At 59.9% G+C, this 19,762-nt stretch carries 23 protein-coding genes; 13 read left to right on the top strand and 10 right to left on the bottom strand.

Annotation, left to right across the window (positions count from 1 at the left end):
* Positions 1–8: 8 nt before the first annotated feature.
* Positions 9–521, bottom strand: coding sequence for a DUF3280 domain-containing protein (locus RSO67_RS12645; protein ID WP_410001845.1), 513 nt, complete (start codon positions 519–521; stop codon positions 9–11).
* 131 nt (positions 522–652) lie between these two features.
* On the opposite strand from RSO67_RS12645, the gene RSO67_RS12640 reads away from it, so the two are divergent.
* From RSO67_RS12640 to RSO67_RS12620, 5 genes are read left to right on the top strand one after another with little or no spacing between them, the layout of a single operon-like run.
* The gene (locus RSO67_RS12640) at positions 653–1,834 is read left to right on the top strand and encodes an ABC transporter substrate-binding protein (protein ID WP_315843737.1); all 1,182 of its coding nucleotides are present in this window, start codon (positions 653–655) and stop codon (positions 1,832–1,834) included.
* A 17-nt stretch (positions 1,835–1,851) separates the two neighbouring features.
* Positions 1,852–2,823, top strand: coding sequence for a YVTN family beta-propeller repeat protein (locus RSO67_RS12635; protein ID WP_315843736.1), 972 nt, complete (start codon positions 1,852–1,854; stop codon positions 2,821–2,823).
* Positions 2,820–3,641 (top strand): ABC transporter ATP-binding protein, encoded by an 822-nt coding sequence (locus RSO67_RS12630; RefSeq protein ID WP_315843735.1) that lies wholly within the window; start codon positions 2,820–2,822, stop codon positions 3,639–3,641. Before RSO67_RS12635 ends, RSO67_RS12630 begins: the two co-directional genes overlap by 4 nt.
* On the top strand, positions 3,638–4,486 hold the full coding sequence (locus tag RSO67_RS12625) for an ABC transporter permease (protein WP_315843734.1): 849 nt from the start codon (positions 3,638–3,640) through the stop codon (positions 4,484–4,486). Before RSO67_RS12630 ends, RSO67_RS12625 begins: the two co-directional genes overlap by 4 nt.
* Positions 4,483–5,091, top strand: a complete 609-nt coding sequence (locus tag RSO67_RS12620; protein ID WP_315843733.1) for a hypothetical protein — start codon at positions 4,483–4,485, stop codon at positions 5,089–5,091. The genes RSO67_RS12625 and RSO67_RS12620 overlap by 4 nt, the downstream gene beginning before the upstream one ends.
* 40 nt (positions 5,092–5,131) lie before the next feature.
* On the opposite strand, the gene RSO67_RS12615 is transcribed toward RSO67_RS12620, so the two are convergent.
* The 3 genes from RSO67_RS12615 to RSO67_RS12605 all read right to left on the bottom strand — a co-directional run bounded on the left by RSO67_RS12615 (position 5,132) and on the right by RSO67_RS12605 (position 8,005).
* The gene (locus tag RSO67_RS12615; protein WP_315843732.1) at positions 5,132–6,487 is read right to left on the bottom strand and encodes a serine hydrolase; all 1,356 of its coding nucleotides are present in this window, start codon (positions 6,485–6,487) and stop codon (positions 5,132–5,134) included.
* A gap of 64 nt (positions 6,488–6,551) precedes the next feature.
* A complete protein-coding gene (locus tag RSO67_RS12610; RefSeq protein WP_315844236.1) occupies positions 6,552–7,106 on the bottom strand; it encodes a PQQ-dependent catabolism-associated CXXCW motif protein in 555 nt (184 codons plus the stop codon).
* A 2-nt stretch (positions 7,107–7,108) separates the two neighbouring features.
* Positions 7,109–8,005, bottom strand: a complete 897-nt coding sequence (locus tag RSO67_RS12605; protein WP_315843731.1) for a substrate-binding domain-containing protein — start codon at positions 8,003–8,005, stop codon at positions 7,109–7,111.
* 155 nt (positions 8,006–8,160) lie between these two features.
* Here RSO67_RS12605 and RSO67_RS12600 point away from each other — a divergent pair, with 155 nt between their 5' ends.
* Both RSO67_RS12600 and RSO67_RS12595 read left to right on the top strand, forming a co-directional pair.
* Positions 8,161–9,087, top strand: a complete 927-nt coding sequence (locus tag RSO67_RS12600; RefSeq protein ID WP_315843730.1) for a quinoprotein relay system zinc metallohydrolase 2 — start codon at positions 8,161–8,163, stop codon at positions 9,085–9,087.
* 55 nt (positions 9,088–9,142) lie between these two features.
* A complete protein-coding gene (locus tag RSO67_RS12595) occupies positions 9,143–9,973 on the top strand; it encodes a quinoprotein dehydrogenase-associated SoxYZ-like carrier (RefSeq protein ID WP_315843729.1) in 831 nt (276 codons plus the stop codon).
* Between the two features lie 26 nt (positions 9,974–9,999).
* Here RSO67_RS12595 and RSO67_RS12590 read toward each other — a convergent pair whose 3' ends face one another.
* Positions 10,000–10,341: a hypothetical protein gene (locus RSO67_RS12590; protein WP_315843728.1), complete on the bottom strand. Its 342-nt coding sequence runs from the start codon at positions 10,339–10,341 to the stop codon at positions 10,000–10,002.
* Positions 10,342–10,445: 104 nt separating this feature from the next.
* Between RSO67_RS12590 and RSO67_RS12585 the strand changes: the two genes are divergently transcribed.
* Positions 10,446–10,802, top strand: a complete 357-nt coding sequence (locus RSO67_RS12585; RefSeq protein WP_315843727.1) for a hypothetical protein — start codon at positions 10,446–10,448, stop codon at positions 10,800–10,802.
* Between the two features lie 15 nt (positions 10,803–10,817).
* Here RSO67_RS12585 and RSO67_RS12580 read toward each other — a convergent pair whose 3' ends face one another.
* Both RSO67_RS12580 and RSO67_RS12575 read right to left on the bottom strand, forming a co-directional pair.
* Positions 10,818–11,054, bottom strand: a complete 237-nt coding sequence (locus RSO67_RS12580) for a hypothetical protein (RefSeq protein ID WP_315843726.1) — start codon at positions 11,052–11,054, stop codon at positions 10,818–10,820.
* A gap of 79 nt (positions 11,055–11,133) precedes the next feature.
* Positions 11,134–12,006, bottom strand: coding sequence for a hypothetical protein (locus tag RSO67_RS12575; protein ID WP_315843725.1), 873 nt, complete (start codon positions 12,004–12,006; stop codon positions 11,134–11,136).
* A gap of 173 nt (positions 12,007–12,179) precedes the next feature.
* Between RSO67_RS12575 and RSO67_RS12570 the strand changes: the two genes are divergently transcribed.
* The gene (locus RSO67_RS12570) at positions 12,180–12,488 is read left to right on the top strand and encodes an EthD family reductase (RefSeq protein ID WP_175366351.1); all 309 of its coding nucleotides are present in this window, start codon (positions 12,180–12,182) and stop codon (positions 12,486–12,488) included.
* A gap of 87 nt (positions 12,489–12,575) precedes the next feature.
* Here RSO67_RS12570 and pqqA read toward each other — a convergent pair whose 3' ends face one another.
* Positions 12,576–12,656 (bottom strand): pyrroloquinoline quinone precursor peptide PqqA, encoded by an 81-nt coding sequence (pqqA, locus tag RSO67_RS12565; protein WP_081421972.1) that lies wholly within the window; start codon positions 12,654–12,656, stop codon positions 12,576–12,578.
* A gap of 118 nt (positions 12,657–12,774) precedes the next feature.
* Positions 12,775–13,752: a helix-turn-helix domain-containing protein gene (locus RSO67_RS12560; protein WP_315843724.1), complete on the bottom strand. Its 978-nt coding sequence runs from the start codon at positions 13,750–13,752 to the stop codon at positions 12,775–12,777.
* A gap of 447 nt (positions 13,753–14,199) precedes the next feature.
* On the opposite strand from RSO67_RS12560, the gene xoxF5 reads away from it, so the two are divergent.
* The 4 genes from xoxF5 to gfa all read left to right on the top strand — a co-directional run bounded on the left by xoxF5 (position 14,200) and on the right by gfa (position 18,454).
* Complete coding sequence (gene xoxF5, locus RSO67_RS12555) at positions 14,200–16,005, top strand: lanthanide-dependent methanol dehydrogenase XoxF5 (RefSeq protein WP_089266008.1); 1,806 nt, start codon at positions 14,200–14,202, stop codon at positions 16,003–16,005.
* 34 nt (positions 16,006–16,039) lie between these two features.
* Complete coding sequence (locus RSO67_RS12550) at positions 16,040–16,603, top strand: c-type cytochrome, methanol metabolism-related (protein WP_410001844.1); 564 nt, start codon at positions 16,040–16,042, stop codon at positions 16,601–16,603.
* Positions 16,604–16,704: 101 nt separating this feature from the next.
* Positions 16,705–17,814: an S-(hydroxymethyl)glutathione dehydrogenase/class III alcohol dehydrogenase gene (locus tag RSO67_RS12545; RefSeq protein WP_315843723.1), complete on the top strand. Its 1,110-nt coding sequence runs from the start codon at positions 16,705–16,707 to the stop codon at positions 17,812–17,814.
* Between the two features lie 76 nt (positions 17,815–17,890).
* Positions 17,891–18,454, top strand: a complete 564-nt coding sequence (gfa, locus tag RSO67_RS12540) for an S-(hydroxymethyl)glutathione synthase (RefSeq protein ID WP_315843722.1) — start codon at positions 17,891–17,893, stop codon at positions 18,452–18,454.
* Between the two features lie 958 nt (positions 18,455–19,412).
* Here the strand turns inward: gfa and RSO67_RS12535 are convergent.
* Positions 19,413–19,583 carry a hypothetical protein gene (locus RSO67_RS12535; RefSeq protein WP_315843721.1) on the bottom strand — a complete coding sequence of 57 codons (171 nt, stop codon included), beginning with the start codon at positions 19,581–19,583 and terminating at the stop codon, positions 19,413–19,415.
* Positions 19,584–19,762: the final 179 nt, after the last annotated feature.

Here is a 19,762-nt window from a genome sequence, read left to right as displayed (position 1 = left end):
GGCCCGCATTACTGCGGCTGCGGGGCACCGTAATTCGGAGCGAGCAGGCGGTTGCGAACCAGATAGCTCGTCGCGCGCGACCAGCTTTCATCGGTATTGCCGCGCAGGTCAGCGCTCATTGTGGCGACCAGCCGCCCGGTGTGAACATTTCGCAGGGTGATGTTCATATTGAGGATCAGGTTCGAGACCTTCTGTACGAGCCCCGTAATGACAAGGTCAGCGCCGATCTGCTGCGCGAGTTGTACGTCACAGCCGCCGCATGCCTGCAGGTTCCGGCCTTGCGCCGCAACATTGAGGGATGACATATCCAGCAGCTCGAAACGGCCGGACTGCTTCATCTCCTCGCGAAGCTGGTCGGCAGCATGGAGCAGTCTTGCCTGCTCGTCGCTGCGGCGTCCCTTCACCTCGCCTTCGAGGCTCGTATCCAGCCATTCGAAATTGAACACCGCCACTTTAGGCGCTGCGGCGTGAGCCGTCGCTGTCATCATCAGTAACAGCACGGTGATCGATAGGGCTCTCATCGCGGACCTCGCATCATTAAAATGCAACGCGTCGGCAGAATCCGAGGTTGCAAGCTACGATAATTGGTTCATGTTTCAAGCCACGAGACCCTTCACCGGCGCCAAGCCGGGAAGGAGTAGCCGGAGGGAACATGATACGGTGGTTGATCGGCGCGATCAGTCTATGCGCCGTGACGTCGTCTGCGCTGGCGGCCGAACCGCTGATGATCAGCATCGGTTATCTCGGTCAGGCCGGCATCAAGGCAACTCTTTCGCTGGTCGAATTACCGTCCGAGAACGATGGCATCGCCGGGGCGCGGCTCGCCATCGAGGACAACAACACCACGGGCAGGTTCCTGAAGCAGCAGTTCGGGCTGGAAGAGGTCCGTGTGAAGGAGGGCGACGATGTCGCCGGAGCCGCGCGCAATCTCGCTGGCCGTAATAGTTTCATCATTACCGACCTGCCGCCTGATGCATTGCTGCAGGCGGCGGACGCGGTGCGTGACCGCGGCGGCATCCTGTTCAATGTGGGGGCCGCCGACGATCGGCTGCGCGAGGCGGACTGCCGTGCCAATGTGATCCATATTGCGCCGACGCGATCGATGCTGGCGGATGCACTGGCGCAATATCTGGTGTGGAAGCAGTGGAAACGCTGGCTGCTCGTGGTCGGCTCGCATGACGACGATCGGCTTGAAGCCGACGCCTATCGTCGTGCCGCCGCCCGGTTCGGCGCAAAGATCGTGCAGGAACGTGTCTTCGAGGACACCGGCGGCGCGCGGCGCACCGATAGCGGCGTTACATTGATCCAGCGCCAGATCCCGGTCTTCACGCAACAGGCACCGGCCTATGACGTCATGATCGCCGCCGACGAGAGCGAAGTCTTCGCATCCTATTTGCCATATCGCACCTGGGATCCGCGACCGGTCGCGGGATCGGCGGGTCTGGTGCCGACCAGTTGGCATGCCGCACAGGATCAATGGGGTGCCGTGCAGATCCAGAACCGCTTCACCAAGCTGAACGCGCGCCGCATGACAGCGCGCGACATGCAGGCCTGGCTCGCGACCCGCATGATCGGCGAAGCCGCGTCCCGCACGCGTTCGGGCGACGGCAAAGCCATTCTGGCGTTTCTGAAGTCGCCCGATTTCTCCATCGCCGGCTTCAAGGGTCAGCGGCTCACGATCCGTGACTGGAACCTGCAGCTACGCCAGCCCATCCTGCTGGTCGACGGGCGCATGGTGGTTTCGGTATCGCCGCAGGACGGCTTCCTGCATCAGGTCTCTGAGCTCGACACGCTCGGTATAGATCGTCCGGAAAGCAAATGCAGGCTGCAATGATAATGAAGAGATCAAAGATGCTGTGCCGTGTCTGGTTGTGTGGAGCGGCGACGTGGCTTGCAACGGCAGTACCTGCATCGGCCTTTCTCGCTTATGTGTCGAACGAGAAGAGCAACACCGTTTCGGTGATCGACACCGATAGCTGGACCGTCACCGCGACCATCAAGGTTGGTCAGCGTCCGCGCGGCATCGAACTGACGCGCGATGGCAAATCGGTACTTGTCGCGGTCGGCGACGACGACACCATCCAGATCATCGACGTCGCCAGCCAGAAGGTGGTCGACTCGCTGCCATCGGGTCCCGACCCCGAGCTTTTCACCCAGGATGCCGCCGGCAAGATTCTCTATGTCGCCAATGAGAACGACAACACGGTGACCGTACTCGATCTCGAAAAGCGCGTGCGCATCGGCGACGTGCAGGTCGGTGTCGAGCCCGAAGGCATGGCGATCAGCCCTGATGGCAAGATCCTGATCAACACGTCCGAAACCACCAATATGGCGCATTTCATCGACACCGCGACGCGCGAGATCGTGGCCAATGTCCTGGTCGATGCGCGCCCGCGCTTTGCCGAATTCAAGCGCGACGGCTCGGAACTGTGGGTGTCCTCCGAAATCGGTGGCACCGTGTCCGTGATCGATCCCGCCAAGCGGGTCGTGACCGACAAGATCGAGTTCAATATTCCCGGTCTGCGGCGCGAAGCCATTCAGCCGGTCGGCATCGGCATGACCCGGGATGCCAAAACCGCTTTCATCGCGCTCGGCCCCGCCAACCGGATCGCCATCGTCGATGCGGCGACCCACAAAGTGATCAAGTATCTGCTGGTGGGCCAGCGGGTCTGGCACATGGCGTTTACCCCCGATGAGAAATATCTGCTGGTCACCAATGGCGTCTCCAACGATGTCTCGGTCATCGACGTCGTGGCGCAGAAAGTCATCAAGACCATTCAGGTCGGCGAATTGCCCTGGGGCGTCGCCATGGCACGGCCATGACCACAATCGAGACATCCCGCCCTGACCAGATCGCGCACGACGCGCCCGAGCCATTTGACGCGCCGGCGGTCACACCCGCTCTGTCGGTCGCAGGCATCAGCCATTGCTATGGTCGTCGGCAGGCGCTGTCGGATGTCTCCTTCAATGTCGCACCGGCGAGTTTCACGGCTCTGCTCGGCCTCAATGGCGCGGGCAAGAGTACGCTGATTGCGCTGATCACCCGGCTGTTCGGCATTCAAACTGGACGGATCAGCGTCTTCGGCCACGACATCAGCGACACGCCGAGCGAAGCCTTGCGGCTGCTCGGCGTGGTGTTTCAGCCACGTACGCTCGATCTCGATCTGTCTGTCATGCAGAACCTGCTCTATCATGCGGCGCTGCAGGGCATTGCACGGCGCGAGGCTCGCGTGCGCGGCGACGAGGTGATTGCGCGCATCGGCCTTGCCGACCGGGTGAACAGCCGGGTGCGAGATCTCTCCGGCGGACAGATGCGACGCCTCGAGATCGCCAGGGCACTGCTGCACCGGCCGCGGCTGCTGTTGCTGGACGAAGCGACCGTTGGCCTCGACGTGCAGGCGCGCGCCGATATTCTTGCGCATGTCCGGATGCTGGTCGCGGAACAAGGCATTGGCGTGCTGTGGGCAACCCATCTGTTTGACGAGATTGCCGCCAGCGACGATCTCGTCGTGTTGCATCACGGTCATGTGCTCGCACGCGGTCCCGTGACGCAGATCCTGGGCGAAACCGGCGCTGCCAATTTCGACATGGCTTTCCGGGGCATGACCGAGGCGGCCGACCGGGGCGGGAGGTCATCGTGAGTACAACATTTGTCACGCATGAGCGTCGCAAGCTGGGTTTCGGCAATTATGTCACCTGCCTCAACGGCATCCTGTGGCGCGAGGCGTTGCGCTTCCTGCATCAGCGCGAACGCTTCGTCTCGGCGCTGGTGCGTCCGCTGGTATGGCTGTTCATTTTCGCCGCCGGCTTTCGGCAGGTGCTCGGTATCTCGATCATCCCGCCTTACGAGACCTATATTCTCTATGAGGTCTATATCGCGCCGGGCCTTATCGCGATGATCCAGTTGTTCAATGGCATGCAGTCCTCGTTGTCGATGGTCTATGACCGCGAGATGGGGAATATGCGGACGCTTCTGGTCAGCCCGCTGCCGCGCTGGTTCCTGTTGGTCTGCAAACTGCTGGCCGGGACGGTGGTCTCCCTGCTGCAGGTCTATGCGTTTCTCCTGATCGCGTGGTTCTGGGACATCGCTCCGCCGCTCATTGGCTATCTCACCGTTCTACCGGCACTGATCCTGTCCGGATTGATGCTGGGATCGCTGGGCATGCTGATCTCGTCGCGCATCAAGCAACTGGAGAATTTTGCGGGGGTCATGAACTTCGTGATCTTCCCGATGTTCTTTGCGTCGTCCGCGCTCTATCCTTTGTGGCGCGTGCAGGAGGGCAGCCCGATGCTCTATTATCTCTGCCTGTTCAATCCCTTCACGCATGCGGTCGAACTGATTCGCTTCGCGCTCTATGACAAGGTCAACTGGCTCTCCCTTGCCGTTGTCGCGGGCTGTACTGCCGTCTTCATGATCGGTGCAATCATTGCTTACGATCCCGGCCGCGGCCTTGCCCGCCGGGCACCAGCCGGGGGCGAGACATGAACAGACCGATCGGCATCATCACGGCACTCTTGTTGATCTGGTCGGGCACTGCGCGGGCCGCCGATCCGCGTTATCCCGACTGGCCGTGCGTTCAGGCCAAGGTGCCGGAAATCTCGCTGGCTGCCGTCTGGGCCGGACCGCCGATCGACGATGTCGCCAGCGTCTGGAAGGACGATGCCCAGGTCAGCTCGCTTGTCGAACGTCTGGCGACACGGCGCGTGCCCGTTGAGGAAGCGCAGAAGGCGATCACGGATTTTCTCTCGCGATCGCCGGACAAGGCCAGGTCAGGCAAACTGATCTTCGCCGGGTTGTTCGACAGTTTGAACGCGCAGCGCGCGACGGTGTTGGCCGGTCTCGAACGCGTCACGCGCAAACAGCGCGAAGCGGCGGATCGCGTCCGCGCCGACACGGCCATGCTGCAGACACTGCAGAACGCGTCGCCACCCGATCAGGCGAAGATCGACGAACTCAACAACAAGCTGCTATGGGAAGCCCGCATCTTCGACGACCGCCGCCGCGTCGTCACCTTCGTCTGCGAGGTGCCGACGCTGATCGACCAGCGCCTGTTCGCGCTCAGCCGCACCATCCAGCAGGAGATGGAATAGTATCGCGCGCCAGGGCGTGTACCCATATGTCCAGCAAGCTTCAAAAGCCTGCGGCGACGATGGCGCGCAGCAGCTTCGCGTTGCTGAAGCCAATATCTTCACGCGTTAATCCCATGCGCAAGATCACCAATTTGCGCGAGGGAATGACCGCGATCACCTGACGGAGGTGGCCTTGCAACATAAACGTGTCGGCAGGGAGATCGAATCCTTGGCCCCGGGCCAACCAAAGCTGTCCACGACCATAGACGGGGCCTTGGCCCTCATCGGACGCTGGCGCAGGTGAGCGCATATAGTCGACAAAGCCCGCCGGCAAAAGCTGTTGGCCGTTCCATTCCCCGCGCAATCGCAAAAACTCGCCGAAGCGCGCCCAATCGTGTGCGTTGGCGTAGAGGAAGCCTTCGCCGAGAAACGTGCCGGCCTCGTCGGCTTCGATAACGGCGCTATTCATGCCCAAAGGGTTGAACAGCCGCTCGCGCGGATAAGACAGAGCCCCCTCGCCAATCGCGTTCTGCCACAGTCGCGTCAGCAGGACGGACTCGCCGGACGAATAGTGGAATTTGGTTCCCGGTGAGGCGACGAGCCTTCGATCCCTCGCGAAAGCCGCCGCATCCCGCACGAGATACTCCATGCGCCCCGGGTCGGTGTGTCGCCCCTGATCTTCGTTCCATTCCAGTCCGCCAGACATGGCCATCAGATCGGCGACCGAGATGTCCGAGCGGGCGTCCCCCGCCCATTGCGGAAACAACTTCTTCTGATCGAGCGAAAGCTTGCCGTCCTTGATGGCCAGGCCGACCAGAGCCGCCGTGACGCTCTTGGTCATCGACCAACCCAGCAAGGGTGTTGAAGCGGTGAAACCCTGGCCATAGGTTTCGGCGACGATGCGCCCGTCGTGAACGACAACGATGGCGCGCATGCCGGGACCTTGAAAAACCGGATTGTTCACCGCCGCCTGCAAACGTGTGTTGTCGGATAATTGCGCCTTCTCGCCGGTCGGCCAAAGCTTGTCGGCGTCTTTCGTAGACGAGAGTCGCAGTGCGGCAGGGCGGTCCCAAGATTGGTCGTTCAGGACGTTGGTGCAGCCCCGTCCCTCGACATATTGGGCGTGACGTTTGGCGAAAAAACCGAAAAGACTGGCGTCGACGCTGTGGTCGGCGGCGCTGACGTCGATTTTCATGAGGCGGAAGATCGGATGTCCGAGGGCCAGCAGGTCGGTACGCAAGATCGCATCCGCTTCGCGCTTGGCCATGAATACGTTCGAGCAGATGGTCTTCGCCGCAGCAGCGGAGGCGAGCCGTAATTCGTCCTGATGGGCGATGACGATCCAACCGCCGAGCCCGAGTATCGCCAAGGCCAAAACACCGACGACGAAACCGAAAAGCCTGAGCGCCCAATGCATGATGTCTTAATCCCAGCCAAGGGGAGTCTTTTACTATGGCGCGGAAGATGGTTCCAAGCGCGCCCTAGTTTGCCGGCGGCCGCGGTTCAGGCTGCGCATCCGCCAGCGGTAGATCCTCCAGCTCCCAACCGTCGGTGCCTTCCGGATACCAGACGACATTGCTGTAGCCATAGGACACCGCGCGCTTTGCGGCATTCCACGACATCCAGCAATCGGCCTGACAGTAGATCACCAGAAGCGCAGCACGGTTGCCGGCCGATGCGCGCGCGAGACCATCCCGCAGATAGGCCTCGGTCTCGGTGGCCAGCCTGCCGTAGCCGGTGTCGGGCAGCCACAGGCTGCCCGGAATGTTGTGCCGCGGCTTGTCGCGCCAGACCGTTTCCGGCGGCAAATTGGCCGGTTTCGGCGGACGCGGCATGACATCAATGAAAGCGCCTCGTTTGCCGCGCCAGATCGCCTCGGCGTCTTTCGTCGTGATGACGCGTCCGCCTTTCAGCGTCGCCGGCACCGGCGTGCGATAATTGTCGGTGCGATAGTCGTCGGGCTCGGGGACGATATCCTGTGCCCGGGCCGTCGTGACCATCACCAGTGCCATCGCGAGAAGGATGGCGTAACGCATGGTCACGGCGACTTGGCTGCCGCCTCCGGCCCGATCGGACGATTGTTCTCATCGAGAATGGGAACGCCGAAATCGAGCAGGACCTTGTTGATGGCCGGTTGGTTTTCCTGAATCAGCCGGTTGAGCTGCCGCTTCCAGTTCTGATCTGCGGAGCGCACGCCCATGCCGATGCGATAGACGAGGCGCGGCCCGGTGGTTTCCTTGACCAGCGGCGTGACATGAAGCGGAGGATTGGCGTTCTTGGCGTAGAAGCCCGCCATAGGCCCCCACAGGATCGCTGCGTCGATATCGCCAGATGTGAGATCCTTGATCATGGCCAGTGCTGATGAATCAATGCGGGTATCGATCACCAACGGATAGGGCTTCGCATTCACCATCAGGCCGTTGACCGCCATATTGGTGGCCGGCGGCGTCCCCGCCACGATGCCGATATGCTTGCTCTTCAACCTGGCGTCATCCAGCGTCGTGACGTCATCGAGACCGGCGCCGGTCTTCGAGACCAGCGCATAGGCCGTCCGGTAATAGGGATTGGTGCCCTGGACGAGGTCGTCGCCCTGCGGGAAGCCCATGATGACATCGCAACGATGCGCGCCGAGAGTCATGCGAACGAAGCCCGTCGCCTGCGGGAAATAGACGTAATCGAGCTTCTTCTGCAGTTTGGCTGCGAACAGCTCGGCGAGCTTGTTCTCCAGACCCTCGCCCTTCTCATTCGAGAACGGCATGTTGCGCGGATCGGCGCAAACACGCAGGACCTGCGGATCGACCAGTTCGATCGAGAGATCGTCGGTCGCAGCAGTCTGGGCAAGCGCGGTGCATATGCCCTCAAGCAACAGCGCACTCGCGAACAGCGATGTGAGTAGCGCGCGACGTGTTCCGGATCGTTCCGCTCGGTGCTGCATGCGCTACCTGCCGTTCACATTTGATGGGTGACACGACAAAAACCTAGGCCTCTCGTTTTAAGCGTGCAAGATGCAATGGGGCGCTTCCGATGTTGCGCCGCACTTTCCGGGCAATTGCAGAGTCGCTGCTTCCCCGGGGTGATATGGAGATGCAAATGACATCTCGCTTTGCGATGCATGCAGCGCTCATCATGCTGGCAATGCTCGCATCCGCTCGCGCGCAACAGCAGACCTTGGCGATCAGTGAAATCGCACCGGGTGTCTTCATGCATCAGGGACGCATTGCCTTGATGTCGTCGGACAATGACGGCGCCATCGCCAATATCGGCGTCGTGATCGGCGAGCAGGCTGTTGCGGTGATCGACACCGGCGGCAGCGTGCGGGAGGGGCGGCAACTACTGGCCGCCATTCGCGCACATACAGACAAGCCCATTCGCTACGTCATCAATACCCATGGCCATCCCGACCATATGTTCGGTAACGCCGCTTTCGTCGCTGACGGAACCGAGTTCGTCGGCCATATCAGGCTGCCGCAGGCACTGGCTGTACGCGGACAGTATTATCTCGACGCATTCAGGCGCAGCATGGGCGACGCGCTGATCGATGACGTCCGTATCGTACCGCCAACCCGGCTCGTCGATGGTGAGCTCGTCCTCGATCTTGGCGGGCGCACACTTGTCGTGAAAGCCTGGCCCACCGCCCATAGCGATAGCGACGTCACGGTATTCGACTCGGCGACGAAGACGTTGTTCGCTGGAGATCTGGTCTTTCTCCGCCATATCCCGGTGCTCGATGGCAGCATCCAGGCGTGGCTCAAGCTGCTGGACGATCTCGCGGCGCTGCCGGCCGAACGCGTCGTTCCCGGCCATGGTCCAGTGAGCGATTGGCCGCAAGCCCTCGCCGCCGAACGCCGGTATCTCGAAACACTCGCGTCCGGTATCCGCAAGGACGTCATCGACGGCAAACCGATCGCGGCAGCTACGAAACACGCGGCAGAAGCCGAACGCGGCAAATGGGAGCTTTTTGACGACTATAACGTCCGCAACGCAACTGCAGCATACTCACAATTTGAATGGGAATGACCGCCGGTTGGGTTAGTATCAAGTGCGTCGCTTCTTCCCTTGCGAGGGCCACTCCATGCCGGAATTTGCAATCCGCAGCGTCTGTGCCGCCATCCTGCTGAGCGCCTTACTCAGTCCGCATTCTGTGTCCGCGGCTGGTCCGGAGCCTTACGATCCATGGCCGGGGCTGGTGCAGGACATTTTCGACAGCCGACCGATGGAAGACGGCAGCAACCTGATTGCACTCGAGATGCCGACGCGCGCGGAGGATGCCGCCATCGTGCCGGTGACGTTGCGCCTTAAGCCGACGTCGGACGCACGCTCGCGGGTGGTGACGATCACGCTGGTGATCGACCAGAACCCGGCGCCCATGGCCGCGAAATTCAAGCTCGGGGCCGACGCAAATGTCTCGGAGATTTCAACGCGTGTCCGAATCAACAACTACACCAACGTCCATGCCGTCGCGGAGACCAGTGACGGCAAGCTCCATGTGGTGCAAACCTATGTGAAGGCATCCGGTGGCTGCTCTGCGCCTGCGGCGAAGAATGCCGAAGAGGCCAAGGGCCGGTTGGGCCAGATGCGCTACAGGGAGTTTGCTGGAGCGCAAAACGAGGAAAAAAGCGGTACGCGCGAGGCGCAGGTCATGATCGGCCACCCCAATAATTCCGGCCTGCAGATGGATCAGGTCACGCAACTCTATATTCCGGCCCTCTATGTCGACCGGCTCCAGCTTTGGCAGGACAACAGCCCGGTCCTGTCGGTGGAGGGCGGCATCTCGATCTCCGAAGACCCGAATATTCGATTCACTTATGTCTCAAATGGCGCAAAGACGTTCCGTGCCGAAGCCAAGGACACTGACGGGCATCAGTTCAAGCATGAGTGGAAGGTCAATGGCTCCGGCATGTAACGCAGCGCATCATGCAGGCGATCGCGCTAGAAGCAGCGCACTTCAGCCTCGGCTTGGGCGCGCCTGACGTCATTGATGGCGCTGTTGGCCTGCTCCGAGGTCCGAAACTGGGCGCTCAGATTGCCGCGCACCTGCGACATGCTCAGCGCCGTTTCCGCCGTGATATAGCGGGTATAGGGCACAATCGACGCCACCACATCGATGGAGCACGAACATTGCTCGATCGACTGCCGGGTCTCGCCATTTGCCTTCATGCAGCCGAAGACATATTCGGCACGCGCGGAGGTCGGATAGTCATTGATCTCCGCTGCCTGTGCTGACCCCGACAAAAGGGCAATGATCGCAAACGGGGCGAGATATCCTGTCATTCGATCGGGTCCCACGAAAGCCCCAGCAAAGCTGGCGAAGACGACTGGCAAACTATACTAAGAAAACGAAACGGCTCAATAAGCCGAACAGATATGGAGGGGACATGTCGCGCGCATCTCTATCGATGGCTGTCATACTGCTGCTCATCGCAGGCAACGCTCATGCTCAAGGCAAAGCCGGCAAGGGCATCCGGCTCTGGAATCTGACGACGTCGACCATTACCGGGTTCCAGCTATCCCCGGCCGGAAAGCAGCAATGGAGCGCCAACCTGACACTGGCGGACAAGGATAAGGAAGTCGATCACGACGAGCGGCTGCGCATCACGGGGATAGAGCCCGGCAGTTACGATGCCAAGGTCAGCTATTCCGAGGCGCGCCAATGCGTGGTCAGGAATATCGAGATCAAGGCCGATGCCGTCTTCTCGATTGCAGACAGGGATCTACAGGATTGCAACAAATAGCGCCGGGTCGTTTGGTCAGCCGGCCTTTGTTCCCTGCGCAGTATCGGCCTTGTCATGGCTATGCGGATATTCGCAGCGCCACTTCACCGCGGTCCATTTCGGATGTTCGCCGATCCACTGGGCGATGTAGGGCGGCGCTGCCATGGCACATTGATGCAGCGAGAAGTCCGCCGTAAACGACAGGTTTCGCTCTTCGCAGGTGTTTGGCGACATCACCGCGCAGACTGTCAGGACCAGATTGATCATATTCATGTCGGCATCCCTGATCGTTCACCGGACGATAGCATCTGAAATACGCGCCCGTCAGCGCGAAGTTTCGGCGATTTCCAGGCTAAAAATTGATCCCATAAACGAGACGGGCCTGGTGACGTTCGAAATTGACCAGATCCAGCGTCGATCCTGGCACCTCCGAACGGCCCCATAATTGGGTGCTCCAGCTTGCAGTCAGCCGTGATCGGTCAGAAAGCTGGAAATAGGCGGTTGGCCCGACGAACAGCGCCTGACCAGCCAGTTCGCCAAGGCCGATCCCTTCATATCGGCGCATATAGCGCGCCTCGCCTCCGAGAAGGATGCCGGGACGCACCTGCATCATGACGCCGAGCGCCGCTCCGATGCTCGCCTCGCGTTCCCGCGTTCCGGTATCGACATAGCGCGTCCATTCCGGCTGATAGATCAGATTGAGCGCCGCAACGGCGACGTCAGGGACGATCTCGCGATCGAAGGCCAGCGTGAGCCCCGTGCCGTAGCTCCTGACCCGCGCTGCGCTCGTTTCGTCGATCCCGTTGAACTGCGCGTCGATCGCGAGCGTCATGCCGACGGGGGCCGTTTCGCGATCGAGAAATCTGTAGCGGAAATCCAGCGATACCCCCTGCCAGGCGAGCGTGCGCTGATCGGCGAATCCGGGAACGCCAGTGATCCGATGGGCTGAGAAGCTGCTGCCGATCTCGATGCGAATGTCCTTGGCGGGAACGAACTCCAGTTCGAATTCCTGCTCGCCCGCGCGATAGCGACCGCCGGATTTGCCGAATCGCCCGGTCGTCTCGCTCTGGAATTCTCGCTCGCCCACCCGGCCGACGTCACTGCCGATCATGAAGCCGAAAATATGCTCGGTATCGATGTTACCGGCCTGCACGCGTGGCACGGCCAGCGTGCTGAATGCAAGAATCGCCGCGTAGACTGTCCTGACGCCGCGCTGCACCTGCATCCAATCCTGTCATCGAAGAGAGACGTATATAAAGATAACGTGCCGCGCGAGCCTAGTCGAAATTGGCCCAGCCGCGAAGACGTCTCTGCGATTGACTTGAACATCGCACCAGGATCGGTTGCTATACACATGCGGCGCGCCGTTAGTGCCAATAGTCAGGGAAGGATATGTCTATGGCGAGACTCCTGGTCCTCTACAAAACACCGAAGAAGCCCGCAGCCTTCGACAAATACTATCAATCTGTACATATCCCGCTGGCAAAGAAGATTCCGGGGCTGAGACACTATGGTGTCAGCACAGGGGGCGTCACAACGCCGACGGGTGACAGCGATATTCATCTGGTCGCCGCGCTGGATTTTGAAACGGTTGCAGCGCTCAAACTGGGCCTCGCCTCGCCGGAAGGGCAGGCCGCAGCAGGCGATCTCGCGAATTTTGCGGATGGCGGCGTAGATCTTCTGATCTTCGACACGAAGGACGTCTGACAGCCGCAACGCGCGTTCAGCGGCCTCTGCCCGGCTCACAAACCGTAGTCTGCGAGCCGGGAGAGATCGATCAAGACGATCAATCTGTCACTTACGGGCCGCGCAGGCGTACATGTTGATTTCCATGCCGACCTGCACTTCCACGATCTTCGGAGTCTTCCAGCTCATCTTGGTCTCCTCAGAGTTTGCGCGATGATTGCGCCGCCGCACGATAAGCAGTGAGGCGACGTCTTTCAACTTAACTCCTCAGGTTGCGGCGCAAAATGTGCAGGCAACCGAAGTGTAACTACACTTCCGCGGTGAGGGCAGGCCGCTGATGGCCGTGATGCGCTCTGTGAATCGCGGACGGAGCCACGCCAAAATACTTCCGGAACACGCGACTGAAGTGCGAAGAACTTGAGAAGCCCCAGGAAAACGCGACGTCCGTGATCGTCTTTCCGTTCTGCGCTTCCAGTTCCTGCCGGCAATTCTGCAGCCGCGCCTGCCAGATATAGTCGCTGACAGTTATCCCGCGGTCGCTGAACAGCATATGCAGATAACGTTTGGTGCAATGCAATGCAGACGAAATCTGATCGATGCTGAGCTCGGGGTCACGCAAATGTTCCCGAATGAAACCCTGCGCACGGACATACATGGCTTCCGGCCCGACACGATCAAGCGTCATGTCGACTTCCCGCAGCGGCAACAGCAACAGATCAATCAGTGAATCGGCAACACCGATGGCACTGTTTGGCGACAGTCTGGTCGCTTCGTGAAAGGCGGCCTGTACAAATTCGTGCGCGATGCGCCCGGTGCCGGCGCGCGCCGACAGTTTGCAGGCGGCCAGATTTCCCGCACCGAGGCCGCGCTCATGCAGCAATTCCTTGGGCACGATCACGACGTCATGGCGTGTAAAGGCCGGGCTGACGATGGTGTGCGGACACGACACGTCATAGACGAGGCAATCGCCGGGCCCGATATCGATCCGGCGACTATCCTGTTCGAAATGCGAGACGCCATAAGTTTGGAACACGATCTTCACGTATGGATGATCGCTTTGCCTAATTCGCGGGGCCGCATGGCCGATTCGATGCTGACTCGCCTCGATATGACACAATTTCAGCCGCGAAACCGATGTGCAGCTGATCAGCGCATCGAATGTGGATGCTTCCAGCGGATCGATGTCAAATCGCCCGCACAGATCGGTCAGGGCATCTGACCAAACCTGGATCTGCCTTGTCGGCGTCAATCCGGATGTGCTGAGAGAACTAAGCGTATCGGACATGAACAATTCACCGATCAAAGACCATCACGTAACAATAGGTCGCGCGACGGAACTATACTTACAGAACGAAGCACATATCGAACGCAGCACATATGGAAGAATGTGCAAAACAATATGTAAAGGCGCAGCCCGCAGCTCGTGAATCGTGGTCAGAGTAACTCACTTCTCCTTGTCGATCCTCTGACTCGATACCAGCCCCGTCAAGTGAAACATCACCCTTAGGTCGCAGTGCGGCGATCCGTGTGCAGTGCGAAAGGCGCGGACTTTCCAGATACCTTTCAGGTTTTTCGTCAATGTACGAGAAAATTATCTTGCACGGGTTCTCTGTCGAGCAAGCCTGCTTCGCTCTTGGGCAAGTATGCAGCAGCGGATCTTGCTACTCATAGATACCAAAATGAAGCTGGGCCGCTTGACGAGACCCGGCATTATGTCTGGGAGGACATCACGATGCGAAAGGTGCTGCTTGCGACCTGTCTTGGCACAATGGCGGCCTCTGCCGCGAGTGTTGCCATCGCCAATGATGAACTGACAAAGATGGCGCAGAACCCGAAAGACTGGGTAATGCCAGCGGGCGACTACGCCAATACGCGCTATTCGAAGCTGAACCAGATCACGGCGGCTAATGTCGGCAAGCTGCAGGTGGCTTGGACCTTCTCTACCGGTGTTCTGCGCGGCCACGAAGGCGGTCCGCTGATCATCGGCAACATGATGTATGTGCATACGCCGTTCCCGAACAAGGTCTACGCAATGGACCTGTCGCAGGACAACAAGATCGTCTGGAAGTATGAACCGAAGCAGGATCCGAACGTCATTCCGGTGATGTGCTGCGACACCGTCAATCGCGGCGTTGCCTATGCGGACGGCAAGATCTTCCTGCACCAAGCCGATACCACGCTGGTCGCACTCGACGCCAAGACCGGCAAGGAAGTTTGGACCGTCAAGAACGGCGACCCTGGCAAGGGTGCAACGGGCACGTCGTCCCCGCTCGTGGTCAAGGATAAGGTCCTGATCGGCATCTCGGGCGGCGAATTCGGCGTCCAGTGCCACATGACTGCCTATGACCTGAAGACTGGCAAGCTCGCTTGGCGCGCCTTCTCGGAAGGACCGGACGACCAGATCATGGTGGATCCGGAGAAGACCACCGCGCTCGGCAAGCCCGTCGGCAAGGATTCCAGCATCAAGACGTGGCAAGGCGATCAGTGGAAGATCGGCGGCGGCTGCACCTGGGGCTGGACCTCCTACGATCCGGAGCTGAATCTCGTTTATTACGGCTCGGGCAATCCCTCGACCTGGAATCCGAAGCAGCGGCCGGGCGACAACAAGTGGTCAATGACCATCTTCGCGCGCGATGCCGACACAGGCATGGCCAAGTGGGTCTATCAGATGACGCCGCATGACGAATGGGACTATGACGGCGTCAACGAAATGATCCTCAGTGATCAGCAGATGAACGGCCAAAACCGCAAGCTGCTGACACATTTCGATCGTAACGGCCTCGCTTACACCATGGACCGTGTCACCGGCGAATTGCTGGTTGCCGAAAAATACGATCCGAAGGTGAACTGGACCACCGGTGTCGACATGAACAAGTCGTCTCCGACCTATGGCCGCCCGAAAGTGGTCGATCAGTACTCGACCGAGAAGCAAGGTGAAGACGTCAACACCAAGGGCGTATGCCCGGCGGCACTCGGCACCAAGGATCAGCAACCCGGAGCCTATTCGCCGGATACCCAGCTGTTCTATGTGCCGACCAACCATGTCTGCATGGACTATGAGCCGTTCAAGGTGAACTACACCGCCGGCCAGCCTTATGTGGGTGCGACGCTGTCGATGTACCCGCCTCCGGGCGAAACCCATATGGGTAACTTCATTGCCTGGGACAACAAGACCGGCAAGATCGTCTGGTCCAACAAGGAACAGTTCTCGGTCTGGTCGGGAGCGCTCGCCACTGCCGGTGGCGTGGTGTTCTACGGGACGCTGGAAGGCTACCTGAAGGCGGTCGATGCCAAGACGGGTAAGGAACTCTACAAGTTCAAGACTCCGTCCGGCATCATCGGCAACGTCACCACCTACGAAAACAATGGCCGGCAATATATCGCCGTCCTGTCGGGCGTCGGCGGCTGGGCCGGCATTGGTCTCGCAGCGGGTCTGACGGATCCGACTGCCGGTCTCGGTGCCGTCGGTGGTTACGCAGCCCTGACCAACTATACCGCACTCGGCGGCGCGCTGACGGTCTTTGCACTCCCACAGTGAACTGACGCATCAGTCACCGGCGCATGGTTCGTCCATGCGCCGGTCTTTTCTGAAATCGCATGCCGAGGACAAGCTATTGCGTCACATCTGGTCTGTCATTGCCACGATTGTTGTCGTGGCCTCTGGGAATACGAGCTTCGCCGAGAATGCCGGCGATCCGAAAGCCGTCAAATCCGAGGACGGCAAGTATCTGGACAAGGAGGGCAATCCGACCTTCAACGTTGCCGCCGATGGCACCATCGACTGGTACACATATTCGGGTTACCGGCGCTATCACTCGGAATGCCACGTTTGTCATGGCCCCGATGGGATGGGATCGACCTACGCACCGGCACTGAAGGACTCGCTGAAAACGATGAGCTATGGCGACTTCCTCGGTGTTGTCGCCAGCGGCCGCAAGAATGTCAGCACGTCGCAGGAAAGCGTCATGCCGGCCTTTGGCGATAACACCAATGTCGCCTGCTACATGGACGATCTCTACATCTATCTGCGTGCGCGCGCCAATGATGCGGTCGGCCGCGTCCGCCCGGGCAAGCGCGAGGAAAAGCCCGCAGCCTATACGGAGGCCGAGAGCGCCTGCATGGGAAAACCGCACTGATGCGGATCACGAGCGAGCCGCTGACCTGCAATCCCGGATGACGCAGACTCGGACAGTACAGGACCGGATGACGCAAGATCAAATGACCGAGGGAGTTGAGAATGAAGACCCGCGCCGCAGTCGCCTTCGAAGCAAAGAAGCCGCTTGAGATCGTCGAAGTCGATCTCGAAGGGCCGAAGGCAGGCGAAGTTCTGGTCGAGATCAAGGCGACCGGCATTTGCCACACCGATGCCTATACGCTCGATGGTTTCGACAGCGAAGGCATCTTTCCTTCCATCCTCGGCCATGAAGGGGCCGGCATCGTGCGTGAGGTCGGTCCCGGAGTCACCTCGGTCAAGCCCGGCGATCATGTCATTCCGCTCTACACGCCGGAATGCCGGCAATGCAAAAGCTGCTTGAGCCAGAAGACCAATCTCTGCACCGCGATCCGCGCCACCCAGGGCAAGGGCGTGATGCCGGACGGGACTTCGCGCTTCAGCTATAAGGGCAAGCCGATCTACCACTACATGGGCTGCTCGACCTTTTCGAACTTCACGGTGCTGCCGGAGATCGCGGTGGCGAAGATCCGCGACGACGCGCCGTTCGACAAAAGCTGCTATATCGGCTGCGGCGTCACCACCGGCGTCGGTGCCGTGGTCAATACGGCGAAGGTCACGCCGGGCTCCAATGTCGTGGTGTTCGGCCTTGGCGGCATCGGCCTCAACGTCATTCAGGGCGCACGGATGGTCGGAGCCGACAAGATCGTCGGCGTCGACATCAATGACGACAAGGAAGAATGGGGCCGCCGCTTCGGCATGACCCATTTCGTCAATCCGAAGAAGGTCGATGGCGACATTGTTCAGCATCTGGTGGGGCTGACCGATGGCGGCGCCGATTACACCTTCGACTGCACCGGCAATACCACGGTCATGCGCCAGGCGCTCGAAGCCTGCCACCGCGGCTGGGGTGTCTCCGTTGTCATTGGCGTCGCGGAGTCCGGAAAAGAGATCGCGACCCGGCCATTCCAGCTCGTCACAGGTCGCGTCTGGAAAGGCACAGCCTTCGGCGGCGCGCGCGGTCGTACCGACGTTCCCAAGATCGTCGACTGGTACATGAACGGAAAGATCGAGATCGATCCGATGATTACGCATGTGCTCAAGCTGGAAGAGATCAACAGGGGATTCGATCTGATGCACGAAGGAAAATCGATCCGATCGGTGGTCGTGTTCTGAATGCGAGCTGCAACACCAAAGTGCCAACACAACAATGCTTCACACAAGTGACGCATCATACCAGGAGGATAGACTGATGACTGTTCATATCCACCCGTCCGTTGACGGCGGTGTCAAACAAGGTTCAGGCCATTTTGCCGGCGGAACGCTGGTCTGCAAATGCAGCGACAAGCCGGTCAAGGTTGGCGTCAAAGGCGACGTCGCTCATAACCACGCCTGCGGCTGCACCAAATGCTGGAAGCCAGATGGGGCAACCTTTGCGGTGATCGCAGTTGTTCCGCGCGAAAATGTCACCGTACTGCAAAACGGCGACAAGCTGCGCATCGTCGATCAGGCCGCAACCATCCAGCGCCATGCCTGCACCGGATGCGGCACCCACATGTTCGGCCGCATCGAGAACAAGGGACATGCGTTCTATGGCCTCGACTTCATTCATCCTGAATTGTTCGAAGAATCCGGCTCGGCCGCACCGGGCTTCGCCGCCTTCGTCTCGTCGGTGATTGAATCCGGCGTGAAGCCGAGCGACATGACCGCAATACGGTCGCGCCTCAAGGAACTGGGACTCGAACCTTATGATTGCCTTTCGCCTGCGCTGATGGATGTCCTCGCCAATCACGTGGCAACGGCCAAAGCGGCCTGAGTTAACACAGCATATGAGCATCCGCCGGTGGCGACATGTCGCCACCGGCGTTGCTATCGGTAGATTCGCTCCGGCAAGGCGCTTCGACCGAGTGGGTTACCCGAATAATCGCGCTTCGGCCTCGCTGCGATCGGCCCGCTGCTTTGTGCGACACTCACAGCATTGACTGCACGAAGAAGGAGAGCCCGCAAGCGCTCGTCATGCCCTTTCGCTTTCGCGCGGCACAGCGTGCGGACATCCATGCGGTCTGACCGCGTGAATCTCAAATATCACGGTCAAGCCCAGATTATGCCTTAGCGAAAGTCAGCAGTCGTTGTCGGCGGTTTTGCCCGGTGCAGCCGTTGCTCCCTCGGCCTGCTGCGCTGCAGTGGGCCGTCCTTGCATCTGTTTCTGAGCATCCTCGGACGACGCTGGAGTATTGCCGGCCTGCTGGTTCATGGCGCTCGTCGGTGGGTGCTGACCAGTGTTGGAATTTGCACTGCCTACCGTCGTTCCGGTGTTTCCCGGCGTCGGGCCAGAGCCCGCGTCACGCATTTCTGCCGATTTGTCAGTGGTGCAGGGCCCCGCATACGCTGTAGCGCCACTAAGCCCCAGTGCGATGGCGCACGCGAGAATCAGTCGAGTCATTTTCATCTGTCTCTCCCTTGGGTAACGCAAGCAAGCTATGCATCTGCGTGCATGCAGCATTTCCAACAAATCGTCGGGAGACGCTTAGGTTCCGTGCGTCGGTGGTAAATCAGCCCCTGAATGCGCGATCCGTGGCTCCACGCATTCTACGTTGCCGACGCAGGAACACTCTGAAGTAAAATAATTACCGGATCTGGGCGGCCACCGGTCCGTATCATTATCAGAACCGGGAAGGCGAGGCCGATGACCATTCCGGCCAACGCCCTTTTATCCCGAAACCCTACCTTGCCGGGGCCTTGGTGTCCGCAATGCGGACATTCGAGAATATGCGTTAAGCGGCTTCGGGCTGATTACACTCGACGTGATGCTCGGCAATCAGGTCCATGGCCTTGTGCCGCCACATCTCGGCGTCGGCAAGATGCTTCCAGCTTTCTTCGGGGAAGTGCGCGGCTCGCTGACGGCAAAGGCTTTCCATCGCGCGATAGGTCTGAAGCTCTTTCATACCGACCTCCCGTTTTGTTTATCCTATCTCCGGTTTGATGGCGGGCTCAAGAAGATTCAAAGCAGATGTTTTGCAAGGATGCTCTCCGACGCGATCCTTGTCCGCCGGTTGCATCTGGCCCTTTCGTCCTGCCGCATTTCTTGGTCTTTCATGATCATCTCCTTTTCAGAGGAACACTT

Origin of the sequence: Tardiphaga sp. 709, from assembly GCF_032401055.1 — a bacterium.
GTDB lineage: Bacteria > Pseudomonadota > Alphaproteobacteria > Rhizobiales > Xanthobacteraceae > Tardiphaga.
This window is presented reverse-complemented; position numbering and strand designations above follow the sequence as displayed.

Coding starts and splice junctions, on each gene's coding strand:
- RSO67_RS12645 (WP_410001845.1), bottom strand. CDS start 521: ATGAGAGCCCTATCGATCACCGTGCTGTTACTGATGATGACAGCGACG.
- RSO67_RS12640 (WP_315843737.1), top strand. CDS start 653: ATGATACGGTGGTTGATCGGCGCGATCAGTCTATGCGCCGTGACGTCG.
- RSO67_RS12635 (WP_315843736.1), top strand. CDS start 1,852: ATGCTGTGCCGTGTCTGGTTGTGTGGAGCGGCGACGTGGCTTGCAACG.
- RSO67_RS12630 (WP_315843735.1), top strand. CDS start 2,820: ATGACCACAATCGAGACATCCCGCCCTGACCAGATCGCGCACGACGCG.
- RSO67_RS12620 (WP_315843733.1), top strand. CDS start 4,483: ATGAACAGACCGATCGGCATCATCACGGCACTCTTGTTGATCTGGTCG.
- RSO67_RS12615 (WP_315843732.1), bottom strand. CDS start 6,487: ATGCATTGGGCGCTCAGGCTTTTCGGTTTCGTCGTCGGTGTTTTGGCC.
- RSO67_RS12610 (WP_315844236.1), bottom strand. CDS start 7,106: ATGCGTTACGCCATCCTTCTCGCGATGGCACTGGTGATGGTCACGACG.
- RSO67_RS12605 (WP_315843731.1), bottom strand. CDS start 8,005: ATGCAGCACCGAGCGGAACGATCCGGAACACGTCGCGCGCTACTCACA.
- RSO67_RS12600 (WP_315843730.1), top strand. CDS start 8,161: ATGACATCTCGCTTTGCGATGCATGCAGCGCTCATCATGCTGGCAATG.
- RSO67_RS12595 (WP_315843729.1), top strand. CDS start 9,143: ATGCCGGAATTTGCAATCCGCAGCGTCTGTGCCGCCATCCTGCTGAGC.
- RSO67_RS12590 (WP_315843728.1), bottom strand. CDS start 10,341: ATGACAGGATATCTCGCCCCGTTTGCGATCATTGCCCTTTTGTCGGGG.
- RSO67_RS12585 (WP_315843727.1), top strand. CDS start 10,446: ATGTCGCGCGCATCTCTATCGATGGCTGTCATACTGCTGCTCATCGCA.
- RSO67_RS12580 (WP_315843726.1), bottom strand. CDS start 11,054: ATGAATATGATCAATCTGGTCCTGACAGTCTGCGCGGTGATGTCGCCA.
- RSO67_RS12575 (WP_315843725.1), bottom strand. CDS start 12,006: ATGCAGGTGCAGCGCGGCGTCAGGACAGTCTACGCGGCGATTCTTGCA.
- RSO67_RS12570 (WP_175366351.1), top strand. CDS start 12,180: ATGGCGAGACTCCTGGTCCTCTACAAAACACCGAAGAAGCCCGCAGCC.
- pqqA (WP_081421972.1), bottom strand. CDS start 12,656: ATGAGCTGGAAGACTCCGAAGATCGTGGAAGTGCAGGTCGGCATGGAA.
- RSO67_RS12560 (WP_315843724.1), bottom strand. CDS start 13,752: ATGTCCGATACGCTTAGTTCTCTCAGCACATCCGGATTGACGCCGACA.
- xoxF5 (WP_089266008.1), top strand. CDS start 14,200: ATGCGAAAGGTGCTGCTTGCGACCTGTCTTGGCACAATGGCGGCCTCT.
- RSO67_RS12550 (WP_410001844.1), top strand. CDS start 16,040: ATGCGCCGGTCTTTTCTGAAATCGCATGCCGAGGACAAGCTATTGCGT.
- RSO67_RS12545 (WP_315843723.1), top strand. CDS start 16,705: ATGAAGACCCGCGCCGCAGTCGCCTTCGAAGCAAAGAAGCCGCTTGAG.
- gfa (WP_315843722.1), top strand. CDS start 17,891: ATGACTGTTCATATCCACCCGTCCGTTGACGGCGGTGTCAAACAAGGT.
- RSO67_RS12535 (WP_315843721.1), bottom strand. CDS start 19,583: ATGAAAGAGCTTCAGACCTATCGCGCGATGGAAAGCCTTTGCCGTCAG.